This window comes from Janthinobacterium saanense (genome assembly GCF_014200675.1).
Taxonomy (GTDB): Bacteria; Pseudomonadota; Gammaproteobacteria; order Burkholderiales; family Burkholderiaceae_D; genus Janthinobacterium.
In genome coordinates this window covers 14,208-37,166 of the sequence record NZ_JACHCI010000010.1, presented here as the reverse complement: position 1 = coordinate 37,166, position 22,959 = coordinate 14,208, and the positions used below count along the sequence as shown (strand labels likewise).

Below are 22,959 nucleotides of genomic sequence, written 5' to 3'. Positions count from 1 at the left end.
TGGTCGGGGCAATGGCTGGGGTCCGGCTATGATACTCGGGTTCGCACCATTCTGGACCACGGAGTTCTGGATTGCCGGGTCCGTCATACACGCGGCCGGGTGCCCCGGAAAAAAACGGGGCGGAAGGATATAATCATGGCCTATGGGTGAACGATATTTAAAAAGTATCCGGCTGCTGGCCGAATGCATGCAAGACTTCGAACGCTTTGCGAGCGACTTCGTGCGCGGGTATGGCTTGACACATGCACAATTCGACATCATCGCCACGCTGGGCAATACCAGCGGCATGTCCTTCAAGGAACTGGGCCAGAAAACCCTGATCACCAAGGGCACGCTGACGGGTGTGGTCGACCGGCTGGAACAAAAGGGATTAGTCATCAGGAAGCGCTGTACGCGCGACAAGCGCTTATACTTCGTGCGCCTGAGCTGCGAGGGTGAAAGCCTGTTTCATGAGGTATTCCCCAAGCTGACCAAGCAAGGCCAGGGTTTATTTACCGGCTATACAGAAGACGACTTTGTCCGCCTGGAAACAACCCTGGCGGGACTGAAACATGCCATCGCCAACAGCCGTAGCTGACAACGTATCAAACAGACTCAGATTCAAACAAGACAAAGGAAACCAAGTTGAAAACCACCCTGCTCGACGGCAAAAAACCGGCCCATTTCGATAAACACATCATCGGCAACCTCTTGCTCAACGCCAGCACGCCGGAACTGGTACGCCAGGAAAAACTGATCATCGGCGTACGCAATGAGGATGGTGAAATCTATCGCCTGATCGGTGCAACCAAACACAACAGTTTCATGAACGCCGTGGAAGAACTGTTCGACCTGGGCCTGACGGATGAACTGGAAGGCAGCGACGAACTGGTCGAAGGTTGTGACGCAATCTTCAGCGAAGCTGATTAAATAGCAATATAAACAACAATACTAAAAAAATGGGCATCCCGTGCTGAGCGCGGCATGCCCATTTTTTCGTTAACGGGGCAGTTACTGCCTGCGGACAGGCTGTTTGCGAAAAGATCACATTTAAAAAGTTCTGCGAAGAAATATTGCGAGTATAATTTTTTCAATGAACAGACTCGACGCCTTTAAAAGCATCGCCGCACAAGCTGCTCGTGGCGAGCTGACCTTTCCTGCCAATGTGGATGCCTCGCTGAAACTGCAGCAGGCGCTGGCCGATCCCGATTGCCATATCGAGGCGGCCGCCAAGCTGGTGCAGGCGGACCCGCTGCTCGCTGCGCGTACGGTGGCCATCGCCAATTCGGTGGCATTCAACCGTTCCGGCAATGAAATCACCAGCGTGCGCAATGCCGTGCAGCGCCTCGGCGTGCGCACCTTGCAATCGGTGGTGGCGTCGCTGATCGTGCGCCAGCTGGGCAGCACCATCAGCGATCCGGTGCTGCAGGCCAAGGCCAACCAGTTGTGGGAACATACGGCCCACGTGGCGGCGCTGTCGCAAGTGATCGCGCGCAGGGTGACCAAAGTCGACCCGGATACGGCGCTGTTCGCCGGCATCGTGCATGAAGTGGGCGGCTTTTATCTGCTGTCGCGCGCGGCCGAGTTTCCCGGCATCCTGGACGGCGACCCGCATGACTGGGTCGAACATGGCGAGCAAGCCATCGGCCATGGCGTGCTGACCAAACTCAAAGTGCCGGAAGCCGTAATGCACGCCATCACTTCGCTATGGGAAGGCTTGCGCGCGATTCCACCGGAATCGCTGGGCGACACCCTGCTGCTGGCCAATGATTTGGCACCGGTCGCGTCACCCCTCAATGAAAGCCCGGCCGCCATCGCCGTACGGGCCGCCCGCGCCGCGCGCAGCATCGATTGCGTGATCGGCGACGACGCCACCTTGTCGAGCATCCTGGCCGAGTCGGACGATGAAGTGCAATCGCTGCTTAAAGTGCTGATGCACTAAAAATGGTACAAAAAAAAACCCGCTCGAAAGCGGGTAAAGTCCAAAGCTAGGGATGTCCTGAAAGAGACAGCCCTATCTTATGCGCGTCAAATGGCTGCCTCCGTGCGTTGCCACACTTAGCGCACACATTCATGCCGGGATCAGGATCACTTCCGTTGCTTGCCAGGCACACAATGAGGCGCTCGCGCTACATCAGCGCTGCAGCCACGCCAAAGTCAGTGTAGAAAAGACCATCGCAGAGTCTGGGACTGACAGTTTTTGTCAGTAACTTCAATCCTCCGGCTTAATGTCATATTTATCACGCCAAACCTTCAAGAGCGCATGGCGGCGCGTGGGATAACGCTCGCCGCTGTCCACGCTGGCCACGCTGGCAATACGGTCGAGGCGGAAATGGCGGTAATCGCCGCGCAATTCGCACCAGGCCGCCAGCAGGCGCTTGCCTTCAAAATACGCCAAGGCAAATGGCCACACGGTGCGCTCGCTGGCTGCACCGTGCTCATCTGCATAAGCGAGGGTGATTTTCTGTTCGTGGCGTATCGCCAGGCGCACCGGCTGCACGAAACGGTCGGCCACTTCGCTGCCATCGGCGGGCCGGCCCAGCGGCACCCACAGGCTGGTGCCCGCCATGCTGTCGCGCAAATCGCTGGGGGACGCGGCGGCGATCTTTGCCAACGCATTATTGGCTGCCTGCGCCAGGCCCGCATCGCCCTGGCGCCGCACCCAGCGCGCGCCCAGCACCAGCGCTTCGAGTTCGTCGGCGCCAAACATCAGCGGCGGCAAGAAAGCCCCCTTGCGCAGCACATAGCCGATGCCCGCCTCGCCCTGCAGCGGCGCGCCCAGTTCAGCCAGGGTCTGGATATCGCGGTAAATGGTGCGCTCCGAAACACCCAGTTGCTGGGCCAGCGCGGCGGCCGTCACCGGCACCCGTTTGCCGCGCATGGCGTCCATCAGCAGGAATAAACGGCCGCTACGGCTCATGGCAATCTCGCTTTACACATTGCTTGAATAAAAAATGCCGCCCGGCTTGCGCGGGGCGGCATCGCTATGGCCTCGAACGCTTAGACTACGGCGCCGTCGGTTTCATCTTTTTCCTTGACCGGCTTGATCAAGTCTTCACGCTTCACGCCCAGCCACATGGCGATCGCGGCAGCGACGAACACGGACGAGTAAATACCGAAGCAGATACCGATGGTCAGCGCCACCGCGAAGTAGTGCAAAGCCTGGCCGCCGAAGAACAGCATCGACAACACCATCATCTGGGTACAGCCGTGGGTGATGATGGTACGCGAAATGGTGCTGGTGATCGCGCTATCGATTACTTCCTGCACGCTTGCCTTGCGCTGCTTGCGGAAGTTCTCGCGGATACGGTCGAAAATCACCACCGATTCGTTGACCGAGTAGCCGAGCACGGCCAGGATCGCCGCCAGCACCGTCAGCGAGAATTCCCACTGGAAGTAGGCGAAGAAACCCAGGATGATGACCACGTCATGCAAGTTCGCGAAAATGGCGGAGACCGCATATTTCCATTCGAAGCGGATCGCCAGGTAAATCATCACGCCAATAATCACCATCACCAGCGCGTTCAAGCCGTTCTGGGCCAGTTCTTCACCTACTTGCGGGCCAACGAATTCCACTTTTTGCAGATCGACCGACTCATTGCCAGCCGCATCGATACAGGCGTTCTTGACGATGTGCTCGCCCTTCTCGGTGACCTTGTCGACGCTCTTGGTGCTGCCGTTTTCAGCCTTGCACAGTGCATCAAATACGCGCAGCGAGGTGTTGGCGGCGCTGACGTCTTTCTCTACCGGCAGGCGTATCATCACGTCGCGCGCCGTATCGAAGCTGGTCACGCCCGGCTCTTCATAGCCCATGCCGATCAGGGTATTGCGTATGCCTTCCAGGTTGGCCGCTTTCGGGTACTTGACCTCCATCACGGTGCCGCCCTTGAATTCCACGGACAGGTGCAAGCCCTTGTGCACCAGGAAGAATACGGCGGCAACGAAGGTAAGGGCCGAAATCACGTTGAAAATCAACGCATGGCGCATGAAGGGAATATCTTTTTTGATCCGGAAAAATTCCATGAAATCCTCTGTGTTCTGTTCTGTGCGTCCGCTGGCTGGGCCACCGGACGCTATCGCTGTTGACGCTATTGAGTGAGTCTGGCAGGTGGCTTACTTGCCGCTGATGCCAGGCACCCAGACCGTGCCGATCGACAGCGTGGTCAGCTTTTTCTTGCGGCCATACCAGAGATTGACCACGCCGCGCGACACGAAGACGGCGGAGAACATCGAGGTCAAAATACCCAGGCAGTGCACCACTGCAAAGCCGCGCACCGGACCGCTACCAAAGGCCAGCAGGGCTACGCCGACGATCAGGGTGGTCACGTTCGAATCCAGAATCGTGGCCCAGGCGCGGTCGAAACCGGCCGAGATGGCTGCCTGCGGCGTACTGCCGGCACGCAGCTCTTCACGGATACGTTCGTTAATCAGCACGTTGGCGTCAATCGCCATACCCAGCGCCAGCGCAATCGCGGCGATACCTGGCAAGGTCAAGGTCACTTGTATCATCGACAGCAAACCGATCAGCAGCAACAGATTGCAAGCCAGGGCCAGCACGCTGAAGGCGCCAAACATCATGTAGTAGATGATCATGAAGACGGCAATCGCGAGGAAGCCGTACATGGTCGAATGCAGACCCTTGGCGATGTTTTCAGCGCCCAGTTGTGGTCCGATGGTACGCTCTTCGATCACCGTCATCGGCGCCGACAGCGCGCCCGAGCGCAGCAGCAGCGCCAGTTCATTGGCGTTTTCAGCGCCGCCCATGCCGGTGATCTGGAAGCGCGAACCAAGTTCCTGCTGGATGGTGGCGACCGACAATACTTCAGGCTTGCCTTTTTCGAACAGCACGATGGCCATGCGTTTGCCCACGCGTTCACGGGTTGCTTCACGCATCTTGCGGCCGCCGTCGCCGTTCAGGTCGATCGACACGGAAGGCTGCTGGTTCTGGTCGAAGCTGGCCGTGGCGCTGGAGATATAGTCGCCCGTCAGGATCACGTCTTTCGACAGTACGACAGGAACGCCCTTGCCAACAGTAAACAGTTCCGAGTTGAACGGGATCGCGCTCGACAGTTCGGTACCAGGCACGATGGTTTCATCGACCAGGCGTACTTCCAGGGTCGCGGTGCGGCCGATAATGGCTTTGGCACGGGCCACGTCTTGCACGCCAGGCAGTTGCACCACGATACGGTCAGCACCTTGCTGCTGGATCAACGGCTCGGTCAGGCCCAGTTCATTCACGCGCTTCGACAGGGTCGAGATATTTTGTTTCACGCCTTCGTCGAGCGTCGTTTTCAGGGCGGCTGGCTTCAGGCTGACGATCAGTTTCAAGTCGCTGCCATCGCCGGCATCGGCAAATACCAGGTCTTGCATCTGGTCGGACAGCAGGTTTTTGGCTTTCAGACGCGTATCGGCGTCGCGGAAGCTGATTTCAATATTGTCGCCCACGCGCGCAATGCCGCTGTGGCGGATATTTTTGTCACGCAACAAGTTGCGCGCACCAGACTGTATGCCTTGTACTTTTTTGGTCAATACGGCTTTGCTATCGACTTGCATCAGGAAATGCACGCCACCACGCAAGTCCAGGCCCAGGAACATCGGCAAGGCATGCAATTTTTGCATCCATTGCGGCGTATTGGCTTGCAGGTTGACCGTGACGATGTACGCCGGGTCAGTAGGATCAGGGTTCAAATCCTTTTCCAGCAGCGATTTTGCCTTGAACTGGGTATCAGGATCGGCGAAGCGCACGCGCACGGAAGCGAGATTGCCGACACCGTCAAAGGTGATGCCATCCGAGGCGACATGCTCTTGCGTCAATACTTGCTGCACTTGCGCCATCAGATCGCTCGTCACTTTGACAGTCGACTTGCCGCTAGTGACTTGCAAGGCCGGTGATTCACCGAAATAGTTGGGTGCCGTATACAGTGCGCCCAAGAATAAGGCGACGGCGATGATGATGTATTTCCAGGCAGGGTAGCGATTCATATTGATTCAGCGTTCAGTGTTGAGCGTCGGAGGCGTCGCGTAGGGCGGCCGGTGGCCGCCCCGGCCAGTAATCACACTAGTGATTACTGCGAAGAATTACAGTGCCTTCAGGGTGCCTTTTGGCAACAAAGTGGTGATGGAGCTTTTTTGCACCAGAACTTCGGTGCCGCTCGCCACTTCGATGGTGACATAGGTGTCGACGACCTTGACGACACGGCCCAGCAAGCCGCCGGCGGTCACGACTTCGTCACCCTTGGCCAGCGCGTCCATCATCGCCCTTTGCTCTTTGGCGCGTTTTTGCTGTGGGCGGATCATCAGGAAATACATGACCACGAACATCAATACCAGCGGCAGGAAGCTGGTCAGGTTGCCGCCGAGGCCGAGGGCTTCGGTAGGGGACTGCGCGTAAGCGTTGGAAATGAAAAACACGGTGACTCCAGTTCTAATCAGTTTGAAAAAATAGCGCTGTATTCTAGCATTGGCTTATTACGCCATGCCCTTATTTGCAGACATGGCAGCTTTAAATGGGGCTAAAAATGCATTATGCAATGCTTTCTCGCCCCAACCAAGCGTCAAGTTGATACTAACTTATCATTGCCTTGCTATTAACTCAGGTCCCACGGGCCCGTTCCGCGTGGAATTGCAGGGTAAATGCATGGAAACGGTCTTCATCGAGCGCTACACGCATCTGGCGCATCAAATCCAGGTAGTAATGCAAATTATGGATGGTATTCAAGCGCGCGCCGAGAATTTCCTTGGAACGGTGCAAATGATGCAGGTAGGCGCGCGAGAAATTGCGGCAGGCGTAGCAGCTGCAGGTTTCATCGAGCGGCGCCTGGTCTTCCTTGTATTTGGCATTCTTGATCTTGATATCGCCAAAACGCGTAAATAGCCAGCCATTGCGCGCATTACGGGTCGGCATCACGCAATCGAACATATCGATACCGTTCGAAACGCCCGCCACCAGATCTTCCGGCGTGCCCACACCCATCAGGTAATGCGGCTTGTTGGCTGGCAGGCGCGGACCCACGTGGGCCAGCATGCGCATCATGTCTTCTTTCGGCTCGCCGACGGACAGGCCGCCGATGGCCAGGCCAGGGAAATCGATCTCTTCGAGCTTGGCCAGCGATTCGTCGCGCAGCATTTCATACATGCCGCCCTGCACGATACCGAACAGCGCGTTCGGATTTTCACCGCGGTGGAATTCATCTTTAGAGCGCTGGGCCCAGCGCAAGGACATGCGCATGGATTTCGCTGCTTCTTCGATGGTGGCCGGACGGCCCTGGATTTCGTACGGCGTGCATTCGTCGAATTGCATGACGATGTCCGAATTCAAGACGCGCTGTACCTGCATCGACACTTCTGGCGACAGGAACAGTTTATCGCCGTTGATCGGTGAGTTGAAATGCACGCCCTCTTCCGTGATCTTGCGCATGGCGCCCAGGGAAAACACCTGGAAACCACCGGAATCGGTCAAAATTGGCTTGTTCCAGCCCATGAAACCATGCAAACCGCCGAATTTCTCCATCACGGTATTGCCTGGACGCAACCAGAGATGGAAAGTGTTGCCCAGAATAATCTGCGCATCGATCTCATTGAGTTCCAGCGGCGACATGGCTTTCACGGAGCCGTAAGTGCCCACTGGCATGAAGATCGGCGTCTGCACGACGCCATGGTTCAGTTTCAAGGTGCCACGGCGCGCATTGGTCAGGCCGCTCGTGTCAGTCTTGAGTAGGGTAAATTCCAGCATGCGGTTTCTTTCTTATTGTGTCGGGTTCAAACGATAGAGTTTAAATTCAGCGGCGCGCGCGATTGCGTGGTCAGCAGCATCGCGTCGCCATAACTGAAGAAACGGTAGTTTTGCGCGATCGCATGCGCGTAGGCGCTGCGGATCGGTTCATAGCCGGCAAAAGCCGACACCAGCATCAGCAGGGTCGATTTCGGCAAATGGAAGTTGGTAATCAAGCGCGTCACGGTTTTAAACGCATAACCCGGCGTGATGAACAGGGCCGTATCGGCGCTGCCAGCCAGCAATTGCCCGGTTTGCGAAGCCGATTCCAGCGCGCGCAAGCTGGTGGTGCCGACCGCCACCACGTCGCGGCCTGCCAGTTGCGCGGCACGCACGGCATCCACGGTTTCCTGCGGCATGGTGTACCACTCGGTGTGCATTTTGTGTTCGCTGAGCACTTCGGTGCGTACGGGCTGGAAGGTGCCGGCGCCCACGTGCAGGGTGACATAGGCAAAATTGACGCCCTTGGCCTTCAGCTGGTCGAGCAGGGCCTGGTCGAAATGCAGGCCGGCCGTCGGTGCGGCCACGGCGCCCGGTACTTTATTGAACACGGTCTGGTAGCGCGTTTCATCGAACTCATCTGCATCGTGCTCGATATACGGCGGCAGCGGCAGACGGCCGTGCGCCTCGATCAGCTCGAATACGTCGGCCTCGAAGTGCAGGGTAAAGAATTCACCGGCGCGCTGGCCCACTGTCACATCGAAGGCGTCGGCCAGGCGGATGCGGCAGCCCGGTGGCGGCGATTTCGAGGCGCGTACCTGGGCCAGGACGGTGCGGTCGTCGAGCACGCGCTCGACCAGGGCCTCGATCTTGCCGCCGCTTTCCTTGACGCCAAAGAAACGCGCCTTCAGTACGCGCGTGTTGTTCATCACCAGCAGGTCGCCCGCGGCTAGCTGCCCGACAATGTCGGCAAACTGGCGGTCCACCAGGGTCTCGCCGTCCAGATGCAAGAGGCGCGACGCACTGCGTTCGGCCAACGGAGTTTGCGCAATATTTTCTTGCGGCAAATTAAAATCGAAATCGGAGAGCGAATACATGCGTTTTGCTTCAAAAAGTACGTAAAGTGATTAGAAATGCGCAACTGGACATCTGGCACTATACTGTGCGCCTATACAGGCATTACAATAATCAGCCGCAAGATCATCTGATCGCGGTACGCCAGGGATGTGCCGGACAACCCTCTATTTTACGCTAGCGGCGCCAAAACCTTGCATATGCCTGATCCTAAGCCCGATTCTAAGTCCGATCCTAAGCCCGATCTTCCTCCCGCAGCCAAGCCCGCCGCCAAGCCGAAGGCCGCCAAAAAGGTGGTCAGCACGGAAAGCCGGCTGGCCAAACTGGGCTTGCGCACCGATATGGACCTGGTGCTGCACCTGCCGATGCGCTATGAAGACGAGACGAAGGTGTACACCATCCGCGACGCCTGCCAGCACGGCGGTGAATCGTGGCAGGTCGAAGGCGTGGTCACCAAGTGCGAAGTCAATTTCAAGCCGCGCAAGCAATTGCTGGTGACCATCGCCGACGAAACGGGCAATCTGCTGCTGCGCTTCATGAATTTTTATGGCAGCCAGGTCAAGCAACTGGCCGAAGGCACGCGTGTGCGTGCCCGCGCCGAACTCAAACATGGTTTTTTCGGCGCCGAGATGGTGCACCCGACCTATAAAGTCGTCAACGAAGGCGCACCGCTGCCGACCGCCCTGACACCCGTGTACCCGTCGGGTGAAGGCCTGTCGCAGCACGTCTTGCGGCGCGAGATCGCCGACGCCATGCGCCGCATCGACTGGCAAGACACCTTGCCGGACCAGCTGCTGCGCGAGATGCAGCTGTCGCCGTTCCAGGCGGCCGTGCGCCTGCTGCATTATCCGCCGCAGCAGATCGATGAAAGCGCGCTGATGGACCGCTCGCACCCGGCCTGGGTGCGCATGAAGTTCGATGAACTGCTGGCCCAGCAGTTGTCGCTGAAACGCGCCCAGTACGCGCGCCGCTCGAAAGGCGCAGCCGCCCTGCCGGTGATCGGCTCATTGTCGCTGGCGTTCCAGGCAGCTTTACCCTTCAAGCTGACGGGCGCGCAGGCGCGCGTGCTCGATGAAATCCGCGCCGACCTGCGCCAGCCCTATCCCATGCAGCGTTTGCTGCAGGGCGACGTGGGCAGCGGCAAGACGGTGGTGGCGGCCCTCTCGGCCACGCAAGCGATCGACAGCGGCTACCAGGCCGCGCTGATGGCGCCCACCGAGATTCTGGCAGAGCAGCATTTCCGCAAGATCGCCGGCTGGATGGCGCCGCTGGGCGTGAAAGTGGCCTGGCTGACGGGCAGCCTGAAGAAAAAGGAAAAGACGGCGGCGCTGGCCCTGATCGAATCGGGCGAGGCGCAACTGGTGATCGGCACGCATGCGCTGATCCAGGATAATGTGCAGTTCGCCAAGCTGGGACTGGTGATCGTCGACGAGCAGCACCGCTTCGGCGTGGGCCAGCGCCTGACCCTGCGCAACAAGGGCGACAGCGCGGCCGTGCCGCACCAGCTGATGATGTCGGCCACGCCGATCCCGCGCACCCTGGCCATGACCTATTACGCCGACCTGGAAGTGTCGGTGATCGACGAACTGCCGCCCGGACGCAGCCCGATTGTGACGCGCGCCATCGACCAGAACCGGAGAGATGAAGTGATCGCCCGCGTGTATGCGGCCGCGCTGGAAGGCCGGCAAGTGTATTGGGTGTGCCCGCTGATCGAGGAATCGGAAGCGCTGCAGCTGCAAACGGCGACCGACACCTACATGATGCTGGCCGAAGCCCTGCCCGCGCTGCAGGTGGGCCTGGTGCATGGCCGCCTGAAACCGGCCGAAAAGCAGGAAGTGATGGACGCCTTCATCGCCGGCCACTTGCACGTGCTGGTGGCCACCACCGTGATCGAGGTGGGCGTGGACGTGCCCAATGCCTCGCTGATGGTGATCGAGCACGCCGAGCGTTTCGGCCTGTCGCAGCTGCACCAGCTGCGCGGACGCGTGGGGCGCGGTTCGGCGGCCAGCGCCTGTCTGCTGCTATACCAGGGACCGCTGGGCGGCGTGGCGCGCCAGCGTTTGATGACCATGCGCGAAACCACGGACGGCTTTGAAATCGCCCGCCGCGACCTGGAAATCCGCGGCCCCGGCGAATTCCTCGGCGCGCGCCAGTCCGGCCAGGCCATGCTGCGCTTCGCCGACCTGGAAACGGACCAATGGCTGGTCGACCAGGCCCGCGACGTGGCCCACGACCTGCTGCACGATAAGTCACCCGCCAGCGCCGCCGTGGTGGAAACGCATCTGGCGCGCTGGCTGGGGAACAAGGAAGAGTTTTTGAAAGTCTAAACTGGCAGCGGCGCGAAAATCGCCTGCAAGTCATCGTGCGTGATCGCCAGCTTTTGGGCCGGACCGTCGGCCAGCACCGCATTGGCCAGTTCAGCCTTGCGGCGCTGCATGTCCTGGATTTTCTCTTCCAGCGTGCCCCTGGCGATCAGTTTGTAGACGAATACCGGCTTGTCCTGGCCGATGCGCCAGGCACGGTCGGTTGCCTGGTTTTCAGCCGCCGGATTCCACCACGGATCGTAGTGAATCACGGTATCGGCCGCAGTCAGGTTCAGGCCGACGCCGCCTGCCTTCAGGCTGATCAAAAAGAGCGGCACGGCGCCTTGCTGAAACGTCGTGACTTGCGCAGTGCGGTCGCGCGTGTCGCCCGTCAGCAAGGCATAGGCGATGCCACGCTCGCGCAGCTGTTCCTCGATCAGCGCCAGCATGCTGGTAAATTGCGAAAACACCAGCACTTTGCGGCCGTCAGCCAGCAGGGAAGCTAGCATCTCCATCAACTCCAGCAGCTTGGCCGATGGCGCCGCGCTTTTCTTGCCGGCGCCTGCCACCAGGCGCGGATCGCAACAGACCTGGCGCAACTTGAGCAAGGCTTCCAGGATCACGATCTGACTGCGCGCCAGGCCTTTGGCGGCGATCTCCGCACGCACTTTTTTATCCATCGCCAATCGCACCGTTTCGTACAGGTCGCGCTGCGCACCTGCCAGTTCGACTTCACGCACCATCTCTGTCTTGGGCGGCAATTCCTTGGCCACCTTGTCCTTGGTACGGCGCAGCAGGAAGGGCTTGATGCGGCGGATCAGGAAAGCGTTGCGCGCACTATCACCCAGCTTTTCTATCGGTTTGCGGAACTCGGCATTGAAGGTTTTTTCATCCCCCAGCAAACCCGGCATCAGGAAGTGAAACTGCGCCCACAATTCGCCCAGGTGATTTTGCAGCGGCGTGCCGGTCAGGCACAAGCGGTGCGTGGCTTGCAGCAAACTGGCAGTCTGGGCCGCCTTGGCGCGGCTGTTCTTGATGTATTGCGACTCGTCGAGAATGAGCAAATGGAAGCGCTGGCCGCGCAGGGTCTCTTCGTCGCGCGGCAGCAGCGCATAGGTGGTCAGCACCAGGTCGTACTGGCCGATCTGTTCGAAATGCTGCGCCCGCTGCGGGCCGTGCAGCAGCAACACCCGCAAGCCTGGCGTAAAGCGCGCTGCTTCGGCCTGCCAGTTGCCCATCAGGCTGGTCGGCGCCACCACCAGCGCAGGCGCCGTCAAACGTCCCGCTTCCTTTTCCAGCAGGATGTGGGCCAGGGTCTGGATGGTTTTACCGAGACCCATGTCATCGGCCAAAATGCCGGCGAACTGATACTCGCGCAAGAACTGCATCCACGCCAGTCCTTCGGCCTGGTAGGGGCGCAGGTCCGCTTGCAGGCCTAGCGGCGCGGTGACCTGGGCGATGCCGGTGAAGTCACGCAGTTTCACTCCCAGCTGGCGCAGCCGTTCGCCGCCCGTCCAGCGCAATTGCACGCCCGCTTCCAGTTCGGCCAGGCGGGCGGCATCGAGCATGGGCAGGCGCAGGCCCTCGCCGATGCGTTCCTTGAAATACAGCTCGCCCAGGGTATGCAGGATGGGCTTGATACGGCTCCATGGCAGCGCCACCTGGACACCATCGGGCAGCCTGGCGATCAGGTGGTCGGCATCGTCGTGCAAAGACAGCGCGGCTGGATTGAAGTGCCCGGGCGCTACGCGTATCAACTGCAGCAGCACGGGCAGCAAGGAAACGCGCTGTCCATTGACAACGATGCCCAGCGCCAGTTCGAACCAGGCGTTGTCCCCCTCGTCATTGACCTCGGCATACCATGCATCGATATGCGCGAGTTCATAACGGTAGCCGGGACCGTACTCGATCAACCAGCCCTGCTGGCGCAAGGCGGGAACGCCATGCGCCGCGAAGTCGATCCAGGCAGCTTCGCCCGGCAGCTGCAATATGCCCGCCACGGAGCGCAGCGGTGAGGTGACGGCGTCGGGAATGGAAAATCCCAGCGTGCGCAAGGTGGCCATGGCAGTCTTTTCCGCACTGGCGTCACGCTTGATCGTCTCATGGCCGCCGGCGGTATGGCGCTGCAGCTTTTGCGCGGCATCGGCCGAGGCGCGCATGCCGTCATAGTCAAACGCCAGCAGCGCGAAGTCATGCGGCGGTGCGGCGGGGGTATCGTTGTCTACGCTACCGAGCAGCAGGAAAGGACGGACCGCAATATCGCGCCGGACAATCTTGCGCAGCTCTGGCGGTGACGCCATGACGCGCTCCAGTCCTTGCGATGCCAGTGCGCGCGTCAACACTCCGCGCTGACTGGCGGCCACGCGTGGCGCACTGATCACCAATGCATGGCGCTCCTGGGGTGTCATGCCGGCCAAATTCTCTGGCAAGATCAACGGTCCCATTTCTTCGCCGTGCACAAACAGCGCCGGCTGCGTCGCCAGCACATGGTCGATTGCTACGCCGTCCGGCGTTTCCCAACGCAGCATGACGCTGTCATCGTCCTGCACCGCCCAGGCCAGGCGCGCATGGCGCTCGGTCACTCCCTGTACCGGAATCAGCAAGCCGGCCTTCAAATCATCGGGCGTGGCGGCACGGAACAGGCGCTGCCCTTGCAGCAGTTTCTGCAATAGTTCCGCCCCAATGGCGCCACGTATTTCGGCAACAGCGCGGGCAAATTCGGTCCCGCTACGTAACAGGAAAAACAGCTGCGCAGCATAATGATCTTCCGGCGTCATATAGCCCGGAGGGTTGTTGCGTATGTCGTACATATTGGCCAGCACGGCTGCCGACATGATCGCGCCGTTCGCCCGCAGGCGTGCGCGGCACAGCAGCAGTTCCAGCCTGCCGGCAGCGTTCGGCATCAGCACATACACCAGACGATACATGGCGTGCGCCAAGGCGCCGCCACGCTTGACTACCGGCTTGGGTACAAGCGCCTGCGCCAGGCCCTGCAACCAGGACTGCAGCACCGGTGACAGACTATCGCCGGACACCACGACAGGCTGTGGCGGCGTCAATTCCAGATAGTGCGACAGCAGCGCCACCACATGCTTGCAGTTGTAATCCATGGGGCAGCTGCAATCGCCATCGAAGCGCACGCCGCGTGGCCCCGGCTTGATACGCACTTCCTGCCTGTAGCGCTGGCCATCGCTGCCGCCGACCTCGCCCCTGATTTCATCGCCGCTACGCGTCACGGACCGCACCTTTCCACGGCGCGCATAATCGCGGCCGCGCTGCAAGGTGCCGGCATCAAAGCCGGCGGCAACGTCATCGGCGCTAAAGGTCATACTCACAATACTGTCCCGTCATCAAAAATTCACATGCACATCCACAGCCGGTTCGCCAGGTCGAACATGAAGCCGGGCCGCAGGTAGGCCATGAAAATCACGGCCAGCAGTACAGCGCCGATCACACGCCATAGCCAGATGCGCCGCATCGCCATTATGCGGCCACCGCGCCGCGCTTGACGGCCCGTTCATCAATCGGCAGGTTGATCAGCGCGGCCAGCAAGCCCAGGGCTATGGTGATCATCCAGACCACGTGGTAGCTACCCTGCTGTTCATACAGGTAGCCGCCCAGCCAGGCGCCCAGGAAGCTGCCCACCTGGTGCGAGAAGAACACCATCCCGGCCAGCATCGACAGATGTTTGACGCCAAAGATGCCGGCGATGATGCCATTCGTCAGCGGCACGGTCGACAACCACAGCAGGCCCATGCCAGCGGCGAACAGATACACCGACCACGCTGACACTGGCGCCAGCAAAAACAGCGCGATGATGGCCGCGCGGGTCACGTAAATGGCCGACAGCAGATGGCGCTTGGCGATTTTTCCACCGAGCTTGCCCGCATAGTAGGAGCCGATAATATTGAACAAGCCGATCAGCGCCAGCGCCGTGACGGCGATATTCGGATTGATCAAACCCTGGTCCTTCAGGTAGGCAGGCAAGTGCACGCCGATGAACACCAGCTGGAAGCCGCACACAAAATACCCGGCCAGCAGCAGCCAGAACGAACGGTTGCCGACCGCTTCGCCAAATGCAGATGATACGCTTTGCTGCGGGCCTTCGCCATGCGTGACGGGCGGCTCGCGCAAATAAAACGCCATCGGTATCATGGCCAGCACCACCAGCGCGGCCAGCACATAAAACGCGGACTGCCAGCCCACGGCGGAAATCAGCTGCTGCTCGACCGGCATCATCAGGAACTGGCCAAACGAGCCGGCCGCCGAAGAAATGCCGAAGGCCCAGGAGCGCTGTTCGGGCGGCGCGCTGCGGCCGATGATGCCGCTGATGGCGCCAAACGCCGTACAGGCCAGGGCAAGGCCGATGAATACGCCCGAGCCGATGATGAACAAGCTGGACTGAGTCACGAGCGCCATCCACAACAAGCCGGCCATATAGCTGATGGCGCCGAAAATGACGACGCGCATGGTGCCATAGCGGTCAGCCGCCATGCCGGCGAAGGGACCGAAGACACCCCACATCAGGTTTTGCATGGCCAGCGCCAGCGAATAGGTTTCGCGCGTCCAGCCATTGGCTAAAGAAATCGGCTGCATCCAGAAGCCCAGGCCATGGCGCACGCCCATCGCCAGGGTCAGCACGACGCCGCTGGCGATCAGGACTGTTTTCAGGCTGGGGCGGCTAGAGAGTGTGCTCATCTGCGCTCCGTTCAAGCCTGGTCGGCGCTGTAGACCAGGCCGATCTGGCGGCGCATGGCGTCGAGATTGGCCATCAGCGCCACGCTTTCCTCGTGCGGCATGATCGGGCTTTCCAGCAGGCCGGCGCGGATGCAGCGCATGGCCTCGATGGCTTCGTGCGCATAGCCGTTGCCGGTAAATGGAGCATCGATCACGCGGCGCTCGCCATCCATGGGCTCGACGATCAGATGGTCAGGCCGATAAAAACGGTTAGGCAGGCGGATGCGGCCCAGCGAGCCGGAAATCGTCATTTCCGTCGGCGTCAGCGTGCGCAAGCTGCAGGCGCAAGAGGAAGTGCCGCCAGCGGCATGGCGCAGCGAAAACACCACTTGCTCATCGACGCCGGTGGCGCCCATTTCCGCCAGCGCCTGCACTTCCAATACGGGGCCAAGGAAGAAGGCCGCCATCGATAGCGGATAAATGCCCACATCGAGCAGCGCGCCGCCGCCCAGGTCCGGATTGAACATGCGGTGTTCGGGCGGGAAGGTGGCGACAAAGCCGATATCGGCCTGTATTTGCTGCACCACGCCGATCTCGCCGCTGTCGATGATGCGTCTGGCTTCCTGCGCGGCCGGCAGGAAGCGGCTCCACATGGCTTCCATCAAGAACCGCTTTTTCTCGCGCGCCAAGGCCACCACGGCCTGCGCTTCGCGCGCATGCATGGTGAACGGTTTTTCGCATACCACATGCTTGCCGGCGGCCAGGCACATCAGGGCATTTTCCGCATGCTGGGTATGTGGCGTGGCGATATAGATCACGTCCACGTTGCCATCATCGGCCAGCGCCTGGTAAGAAGCATGGCGATGTTCGATATCGAATTCGGCGCCGAATGCCTGGGCGCCGGCGCTGCTGCGGGAAGCCACCGCCACCAGTTGCGCGCCTGGCGCATCGCGCAAGCCCTGCGCCATCGCGCGGGCGATCTTGCCCGTACCCAGTATGCCCCAACGTATCACTTTGTCCATGCCTGTCTCCCCGGTTATGCCGCCGCTGTGCGGCTTGTTTTCATTAGACGGATCAAGACTTGCGTTTGGCCCTGAACACCGCCGTATCGTTGTAAAAATCATCGTCCTGCCCATCGTACCAGCCGGGCAGCCCCAGCACGGGCAAAGGCGTAAAGTCCGCCGTCGTCAAGCCTTGCTGCGCCAGGTCTTGCGCCACGCGCTCATCGAGCCAGCTCCGGCGTGCGGCGCCATCGAGCGCAAAGTAAGCGTCGCCGGCAAAGATCACGCGCGTGTGGGCCGTGATGGCCTTGTAGGGCGCCACCAGTTTTTCCATCAGCGCATGGCCAAACAGCCAGACCTCGGCGTCTCCGCCTTCAGCAAATTTGTCGCGCTGGTCAATAAAAGCGCTGCGCCAGTCATGTCCGCGCAAAGCCTCTTCCAGTGCCCGGCCAGAGTCGCTGTCACGCAGCACCAGCAAGGCGGAGTTCTCGTCGAAAATCGTGGCGCCATCGCGCGCCGGTCCACGCGATTTACCAACGCCCGACAAGGCGATCTGCGCCGCCTGCAAGGCGTTCAATTGCCGCTTGATGCGGGGGAAAGTCAGCCACACCAACGCATTGAAAAAATCGTGCAGATTGTCGCGCGTGGGCACGCCACCCGTGGCGCCGATGAATTCTTCATACGCCACGCCTTCGGGTAAATCGCCTTGCGGCACGAAACCCAGCGGCAAGCCCAGGGGATTGCGCAAATCAAGCGCACGCGCCTGCAGGTTGAGCGCGATGATCACCGTGTCGCGCTGCAAATCCAGCCGGCCCCGCGCCGGCAGCACCGAAGCATACCAGGGGCGGGTCCAGTCTATCGATGGCAGCATCGGTGCTTACACCATCTTCCAGTTGATTTGCTCGCCCGCGTTGAGCGGGATGACATGGCTGTCGCCCATCGGCAGCGAGGCCGGCAGGGTCCAGCTTTCACGGCGCAGGGTGATGGTGTCCGTGTTGCGCGGCAGGCCGTAAAAAGCTGGGCCATGGAAGCTGGCGAAACCTTCCAGTTTATCGAGCGCGCCTGCCCGTTCAAACGCTTCGGCATACAATTCCATCGCGTGCAAGGCCGTGTAGCAGCCGGCGCAGCCGCAAGCCATTTCCTTGGCGCCCTGCGCATGCGGCGCCGAGTCGGTACCGAGGAAGAAGCGCTCGTCGCCGCTGACAGCCGCCGTCATCAGCGCCAAACGGTGCTCTTCGCGCTTCAGGATAGGCAGGCAATAGTAATGGGGACGAATGCCGCCCTTGAAAATCTCGTTGCGGTTGTACAGCAGGTGATGGGCCGTGATGGTGGCGGCGATCGGGCCTTCCGCTTCAGCCACGTATTGCGCCGCATCCTTGGTGGTGATGTGCTCAAACACCACGGACAGGGCCGGGAAGGCGCTGCGCAGCGGACGCATCACGCGTTCGATGAAGACCGCTTCGCGGTCGAAAATATCGATTTCAGGGTCCGTTACTTCGCCGTGCACCAGGAAGGGCATGCCCACTTCCTGCATCACGTCCAGCACCTGGTAGCAGTTCTTCAAGTCCGTCACGCCAAGGTCGGAATTGGTAGTGGCGCCAGCCGGATACAGTTTCACGGCTTGCACCACACCGCTGTCCTGGGCGCGGCGGATTTCATCGGGCGAGGTATTGTTCGTCAGGTACAGCACCATCAGCGGATCGAAATTCACGCCTGCCGGCACGGCGGCCAAAATACGCTCGCGGTAGGCGATGGCGTCGGCCGTGCTGGTCACCGGCGGCTTCAGGTTCGGCATGACGATGGCGCGGCCGAACTGGCGCGCGCTGTGCGGCAGCACGCTGGCCATGGTGGCGCCGTCGCGCAGGTGCAAATGCCAGTCGTCTGGACGGGTAATGGTGATGCTGGTAGGGGTTTGCTCGGGTGTGGACATGGCGGCAGCTCTCAGGCAGTCATTGCGAATGCCGCCATTTTACCAGCCGCCGGGCCGCAGCACCCGTGACCCCGATGCTTAGGCGACAGCCAGTTTCAGGTGTCCAATCGCGTTTTCAGCCGGTTTGACGCGGATCTCGATGTCGTAACCGAGACGGTTCAGGCAATCCATCAGCTTGCGTTCGGACAGGCCGGAAAAATCGCCGCGCAGCATGCCTGACACTTTCGGTTGCACGATGCCCATGCGCCGTGCCGCTTCTTCCTGCGTCAGCTCCAGCTTGCGCATGGCGTTACGGATTTCTCCCACCAGGCCGGACTTGATTTGCAGTTTTTCGGCGTCGGGCAAGCCCAGGTCGGCAAACACGTTGCCGCTGGACTGCTCAAACTCGACGCCATCCACGATGCGTTTTTTCATGTCTTAACTCCTCGATCAACAGTTGTGCACTATACAAGCGGGCACGCACCAGATCCATCTCTTGTTTCGGCGTCGCGATACCGCTCTTGCTCTTCTTTTGAAAGCAGTGCAATACAAACACTGCTTCCTCGAACTTCACCGTATAGACGGCCCGGTAGGTGCCGCCCGCATCATCCTCGACGATTTCCAGTACACCGGCGCAGCCAAAACCATGCAATACCTTGGCGCTGTCGTGTTTGTCACCGCGTTGCGCCAGATCCAGCGCATGGCCGAAAAACGCGCGTATCTCGACTGGCAAGGCCATCAATTCTTTCTTGGTGGCGCCAACCCAGACCAGCGGTTTATGGGGTAGCTTCATAAATTATACCTTTATTAGTATAAAAGGGAAGAAAAAAATGATAGACGACCAGCGTAAGCTGAATTAACTGGCCCGCGCTTGCGGCACGCCAAGCTCGGGCGCAGCTTGGACGGCAAAGCGGCCTATGTGGCCGGCCGTTTTTCGAGTTGGAAATACAGTCAACTCAGTGGATGATCTTTGCCAGGAAATCGCGGGCGCGGTCCGAGCGGGTAGTATTGAAGAAGTCGTCCTTGCTGCAATCTTCGATGATCTTGCCCTGGTCCATGAAGACAATGCGGTTGGCCACGCGCCGGGCGAAACCCATCTCGTGCGTAACGACCATCATCGTCATGCCTTCCTGCGCCAGGCCGACCATCACGTCGAGCACTTCATTGATCATTTCCGGGTCGAGCGCCGAAGTCGGTTCATCGAACAGCATGGCAATCGGGTCCATCGCCAGCGCGCGCGCAATCGCCACCCGCTGCTGCTGGCCGCCCGACAACTGGCCCGGAAACTTATCCTGCTGCGACAGCAAGCCCACGCGGTCCAGGTATTGCAAGCCCTTGGCATTGGCTTCATCGGTGCTACGCCCCAGTACCTTGATCTGGCCGATGGTCAGGTTTTCGCGGATAGACAGATGGGGAAACAGTTCGAAATTCTGGAATACCATGCCGATGCGCGCGCGCAGTTTCGACAAATTCGTCTTCGGATCATTGACGCTGACGCCATCGACCGCGATCTGCCCCTGCTGTATCGGTTCGAGCCCATTGACGGTCTTGATCAGGGTTGATTTGCCGGAGCCGGACGGGCCGCAAATGACCATCACATCGCCCTTGGCCACGTTGGTGCTGCAATCGGTCAGCACCTGGAACTGGCCATACCATTTGCTTACATTGTTCAGTTCTATCATCTTGCTCTTTCTTTCCGGTTTAGCGAATGATGGTCACGCGTTTCTGCAGGCGTCTCACCAGCCATGACAGCGCATAGCACAGCACGAAATACACGATGGCGACAAACACATACATCTCCACCAGGCGGCCGTCGCGCTGCGCAATCTTCGAAGCGGCGCCGACGAAATCGGGAATCGACAGCACGTACACCAGCGACACATCCTGGAATAGCACGATGGTCTGCGTCAGCAGCACGGGTATCATATTGCGGAATGCTTGCGGCAGCACAATACTCGCCATGGTTTGCCGGTAATGCATGCCCAGCGCCTGGCCCGCCCATACCTGGCCACGCGATACGGACTGTATGCCGCTGCGCATGATCTCGCAATAGTAGGCTGCTTCAAACATGATGAAAGTGATCAGCGCAGAAGAAAACGCACCCACCTTCACCGGCTCGGCAGCGCCGATGATCCAGGCGGCAATATACGGCACCAGAAAGTAAAACCAGAAGATCACCAGCACCAGCGGAATCGAGCGTATCAGGTTGACGTAGCTGGCCGCCACACCCGAGACGATGCGGTTGCCGGACAAGCGCATCAGCGCCAGCGCGGTACCCAGCACGATGCCGCCCAACATGGCCAGCACGGTCAGTTGCAAGGTGAACACCATGCCAGTCTTGAACAGATACACCCAGGAGCGGGAAATGACGTCGAAGTCGAAATTGGCGAACATCTCAGTGGCCTCCCGTCTTCGCCCCAGCGACTACAAAGCCGGGAATCGCCACTTTTTTCTCGATCCGCTGCATCAGCAGCACGACTGCCAGGTTGACGACGACATAGATGATGGTGGCGGCCGAAAACGCTTCGAAGACCTGGAATGAAAACTCCTGGATGGCGCGCGCGCTGGCCGTCAATTCCACCAGGCCGATGGTCAGGGCCACGGAACTGTTCTTGATGATGTTGAGGAACTCGCTGGTCAGGGGCGGCAAGATCACGCGTGCCGCCATCGGCAGCAAGATGAAACGATAGGTTTGCGGCAAGCTCAAACCCAGCGCCGTGCCGGCCAGTTTTTGCCCGCGCGGCAATGCCTCGATACCGGCAGTCACTTGCACGGCCACCCGCGAGGAGGTGAAAAATCCCAGGCATAAAACCGCCGTGATAAAGGGCGCATTCGGCAGCGACTTGACCCAGTTGCCCAGGTCCGCCGGCAGCAGTTCCGGCATCACGAAATACCACAAAAACATTTGCACCAGCAGCGGCACATTGCGGAACAATTCGACGTAGGCATTGGCGGCGCCAACCAGCCATTTATTCGGCAAGGTGCGCACCGTGCCGATCACCATGCCCAGCACCAAGGCCATGATCCAGGCCGCGCCGGCCGTGGCCAGGGTCCACGTCAAGCCAGCCCACAGGGTGTCCATATACGTGTGCACGCCATCGGGTGACATCTCGCCAAAGATATGCCAGTTCCAGGTGTAATTCATGCTTATCCTTCCCATGCAGCGTCAAGGTGCCCCCGCAAACGAAACGGGAGGCTCGCGCCTCCCGGTTTTGTACGTAGCGTGCTTATTTCTTCTTTTTATCCGAGGTCTTCTGCGCTTCCGGCACGGCAGCATAGGCAGCCGGGTCGCCGGAATCGGTCGGATTGGCAAACACGGCCTTCAGTTGCGCCGGCATGGGGAAGTTCAGGTTGATGCCCTTGGGGGGAATCGGCGAGGTGAACCACTTGGCGTAGATGCGGCTGATATCGTCGCTCTTGTACAAACGGATCAAGGCATCATCGACCACTTTTTTAAAAGCTGGGTCGTTTCTGCGCAGCATGATGCCGTAGGGCTCCACCGACAGCGCTTCTTTGGTGATCTCATAATCGCTGGGATTTTTCGCGTTGGCCACTTGCGAGGCCAGCAAAATATCGTCATTGGCTTCAGCCACCGCGCGCCCCGTTTCCAGCATCAAAAATGATTCAGGATGGTCCTTGGCGATGGCGATATTCATGCCCAGGTTTTTTTCCTTGTTCAGGATCGTCATCTGCTTGACGGTCGAGGTGCCGGCCGTGGCCACCAGGGTCTTGCCGCGCAAATCTTCCAGGGTCTTGATATTGGCCGTCTTTTTCGACAGGATGCGGTTGCCGATCACAAACATGGTCGGCGCAAACGCTACTTGCTGCTGGCGTTCCAGGTTATTCGTCGTCGAGCCGCATTCGAGGTCGACGGTGCCGTTGGCAATCAGGGGAATACGGTTGGCCGAGGTGACCGGGTTCATCACTACTTTCAGCTGGCTCAGCCCCAGGTGTTTTTGCAGGGCCGTGACAACCTTCATGCACAGGTCTATCGAATAACCCTGGTATTGCTGTTTATCGTCGAGGTAGGAAAAGGGCACGGAACCATCGCGCACGCCGAGGGTAATCGAGCCGGCTTTCTTGATCTTGGCCAAGGTGCCTGTCAATTCCTGGGCAGTGGCGGGGGACATGCTGCTGAGGACGCCAATGCTGAGCAAGGTGGCGACGATTCTGGTTAATTTCATTCATTCTCCTGGAAGGACAAACTACGAAACAACGCTGGTGCAGACGCCACCAATGGTATTGATTTTATTTCATTTTTGACCTGGCCTTCATCATTTTCTTAACTGGATAACAAATAGCGGC

General features: G+C 59.7%; 21 protein-coding genes. 4 read left to right on the top strand and 17 right to left on the bottom strand.

The window, feature by feature from the left end; translation table 11 throughout:
- Positions 1-187 precede the first annotated feature (187 nt).
- From HDE72_RS14825 to HDE72_RS14815, 3 genes are all read left to right on the top strand, one after another.
- Positions 188-577 (top strand): MarR family winged helix-turn-helix transcriptional regulator, encoded by a 390-nt coding sequence (locus HDE72_RS14825; RefSeq protein WP_260176704.1) that lies wholly within the window; start codon positions 188-190, stop codon positions 575-577.
- 47 nt (positions 578-624) lie between these two features.
- Positions 625-909 (top strand): hypothetical protein, encoded by a 285-nt coding sequence (locus HDE72_RS14820; RefSeq protein WP_183742208.1) that lies wholly within the window; start codon positions 625-627, stop codon positions 907-909.
- A gap of 163 nt (positions 910-1,072) precedes the next feature.
- On the top strand, positions 1,073-1,921 hold the full coding sequence (locus HDE72_RS14815; RefSeq protein ID WP_183742206.1) for an HDOD domain-containing protein: 849 nt from the start codon (positions 1,073-1,075) through the stop codon (positions 1,919-1,921).
- A 270-nt stretch (positions 1,922-2,191) separates the two neighbouring features.
- Here HDE72_RS14815 and HDE72_RS14810 read toward each other — a convergent pair whose 3' ends face one another.
- The 6 genes from HDE72_RS14810 to queA form a co-directional block, all read right to left on the bottom strand.
- Positions 2,192-2,899 (bottom strand): helix-turn-helix transcriptional regulator, encoded by a 708-nt coding sequence (locus tag HDE72_RS14810; RefSeq protein WP_183742204.1) that lies wholly within the window; start codon positions 2,897-2,899, stop codon positions 2,192-2,194.
- 80 nt (positions 2,900-2,979) lie between these two features.
- The gene (gene secF / locus HDE72_RS14805) at positions 2,980-4,002 is read right to left on the bottom strand and encodes a protein translocase subunit SecF (RefSeq protein ID WP_183742201.1); all 1,023 of its coding nucleotides are present in this window, start codon (positions 4,000-4,002) and stop codon (positions 2,980-2,982) included.
- Positions 4,003-4,092: 90 nt separating this feature from the next.
- Positions 4,093-5,961 (bottom strand): protein translocase subunit SecD, encoded by a 1,869-nt coding sequence (gene secD, locus HDE72_RS14800; RefSeq protein ID WP_183742199.1) that lies wholly within the window; start codon positions 5,959-5,961, stop codon positions 4,093-4,095.
- Positions 5,962-6,057: 96 nt separating this feature from the next.
- Positions 6,058-6,390 carry a preprotein translocase subunit YajC gene (gene yajC / locus HDE72_RS14795; protein ID WP_183742197.1) on the bottom strand — a complete coding sequence of 111 codons (333 nt, stop codon included), beginning with the start codon at positions 6,388-6,390 and terminating at the stop codon, positions 6,058-6,060.
- Between the two features lie 181 nt (positions 6,391-6,571).
- The gene (tgt, locus tag HDE72_RS14790) at positions 6,572-7,711 is read right to left on the bottom strand and encodes a tRNA guanosine(34) transglycosylase Tgt (protein ID WP_183742195.1); all 1,140 of its coding nucleotides are present in this window, start codon (positions 7,709-7,711) and stop codon (positions 6,572-6,574) included.
- Between the two features lie 26 nt (positions 7,712-7,737).
- Positions 7,738-8,787, bottom strand: coding sequence for a tRNA preQ1(34) S-adenosylmethionine ribosyltransferase-isomerase QueA (gene queA / locus HDE72_RS14785; RefSeq protein WP_183742193.1), 1,050 nt, complete (start codon positions 8,785-8,787; stop codon positions 7,738-7,740).
- Between the two features lie 177 nt (positions 8,788-8,964).
- Here queA and recG point away from each other — a divergent pair, with 177 nt between their 5' ends.
- Positions 8,965-11,091, top strand: a complete 2,127-nt coding sequence (recG, locus tag HDE72_RS14780) for an ATP-dependent DNA helicase RecG (protein WP_183742191.1) — start codon at positions 8,965-8,967, stop codon at positions 11,089-11,091.
- Here recG and HDE72_RS14775 read toward each other — a convergent pair.
- The 11 genes from HDE72_RS14775 to HDE72_RS14725 all read right to left on the bottom strand — a co-directional run bounded on the left by HDE72_RS14775 (position 11,088) and on the right by HDE72_RS14725 (position 22,838).
- Positions 11,088-14,396 carry a DEAD/DEAH box helicase gene (locus HDE72_RS14775; RefSeq protein ID WP_183742437.1) on the bottom strand — a complete coding sequence of 1,103 codons (3,309 nt, stop codon included), beginning with the start codon at positions 14,394-14,396 and terminating at the stop codon, positions 11,088-11,090. The genes recG and HDE72_RS14775 overlap by 4 nt on opposite strands.
- A gap of 154 nt (positions 14,397-14,550) precedes the next feature.
- On the bottom strand, positions 14,551-15,765 hold the full coding sequence (locus HDE72_RS14770) for an MFS transporter (RefSeq protein ID WP_183742189.1): 1,215 nt from the start codon (positions 15,763-15,765) through the stop codon (positions 14,551-14,553).
- Positions 15,766-15,776: 11 nt separating this feature from the next.
- On the bottom strand, positions 15,777-16,766 hold the full coding sequence (locus HDE72_RS14765; protein ID WP_183742186.1) for a Gfo/Idh/MocA family protein: 990 nt from the start codon (positions 16,764-16,766) through the stop codon (positions 15,777-15,779).
- A 52-nt stretch (positions 16,767-16,818) separates the two neighbouring features.
- Positions 16,819-17,616 carry a DUF3025 domain-containing protein gene (locus HDE72_RS14760; RefSeq protein WP_183742184.1) on the bottom strand — a complete coding sequence of 266 codons (798 nt, stop codon included), beginning with the start codon at positions 17,614-17,616 and terminating at the stop codon, positions 16,819-16,821.
- A 6-nt stretch (positions 17,617-17,622) separates the two neighbouring features.
- A complete protein-coding gene (gene pyrC / locus HDE72_RS14755; protein ID WP_183742182.1) occupies positions 17,623-18,675 on the bottom strand; it encodes a dihydroorotase in 1,053 nt (350 codons plus the stop codon).
- 78 nt (positions 18,676-18,753) lie between these two features.
- Entirely contained in the window at positions 18,754-19,089 is a 336-nt protein-coding gene (locus HDE72_RS14750; protein ID WP_183742179.1) for a helix-turn-helix domain-containing protein, read from the bottom strand.
- The gene (locus HDE72_RS14745) at positions 19,055-19,447 is read right to left on the bottom strand and encodes a type II toxin-antitoxin system RelE/ParE family toxin (protein ID WP_183742177.1); all 393 of its coding nucleotides are present in this window, start codon (positions 19,445-19,447) and stop codon (positions 19,055-19,057) included. The genes HDE72_RS14750 and HDE72_RS14745 overlap by 35 nt, the downstream gene beginning before the upstream one ends.
- 163 nt (positions 19,448-19,610) lie before the next feature.
- Positions 19,611-20,336, bottom strand: a complete 726-nt coding sequence (locus HDE72_RS14740) for an amino acid ABC transporter ATP-binding protein (protein WP_183742175.1) — start codon at positions 20,334-20,336, stop codon at positions 19,611-19,613.
- Between the two features lie 19 nt (positions 20,337-20,355).
- On the bottom strand, positions 20,356-21,048 hold the full coding sequence (locus HDE72_RS14735; RefSeq protein ID WP_183742173.1) for an amino acid ABC transporter permease: 693 nt from the start codon (positions 21,046-21,048) through the stop codon (positions 20,356-20,358).
- 1 nt (position 21,049) lies between these two features.
- Complete coding sequence (locus HDE72_RS14730; RefSeq protein ID WP_183742171.1) at positions 21,050-21,799, bottom strand: amino acid ABC transporter permease; 750 nt, start codon at positions 21,797-21,799, stop codon at positions 21,050-21,052.
- Positions 21,800-21,881: 82 nt separating this feature from the next.
- Complete coding sequence (locus HDE72_RS14725; RefSeq protein ID WP_183742169.1) at positions 21,882-22,838, bottom strand: amino acid ABC transporter substrate-binding protein; 957 nt, start codon at positions 22,836-22,838, stop codon at positions 21,882-21,884.
- Between the last annotated feature and the right edge of the window lie 121 nt (positions 22,839-22,959).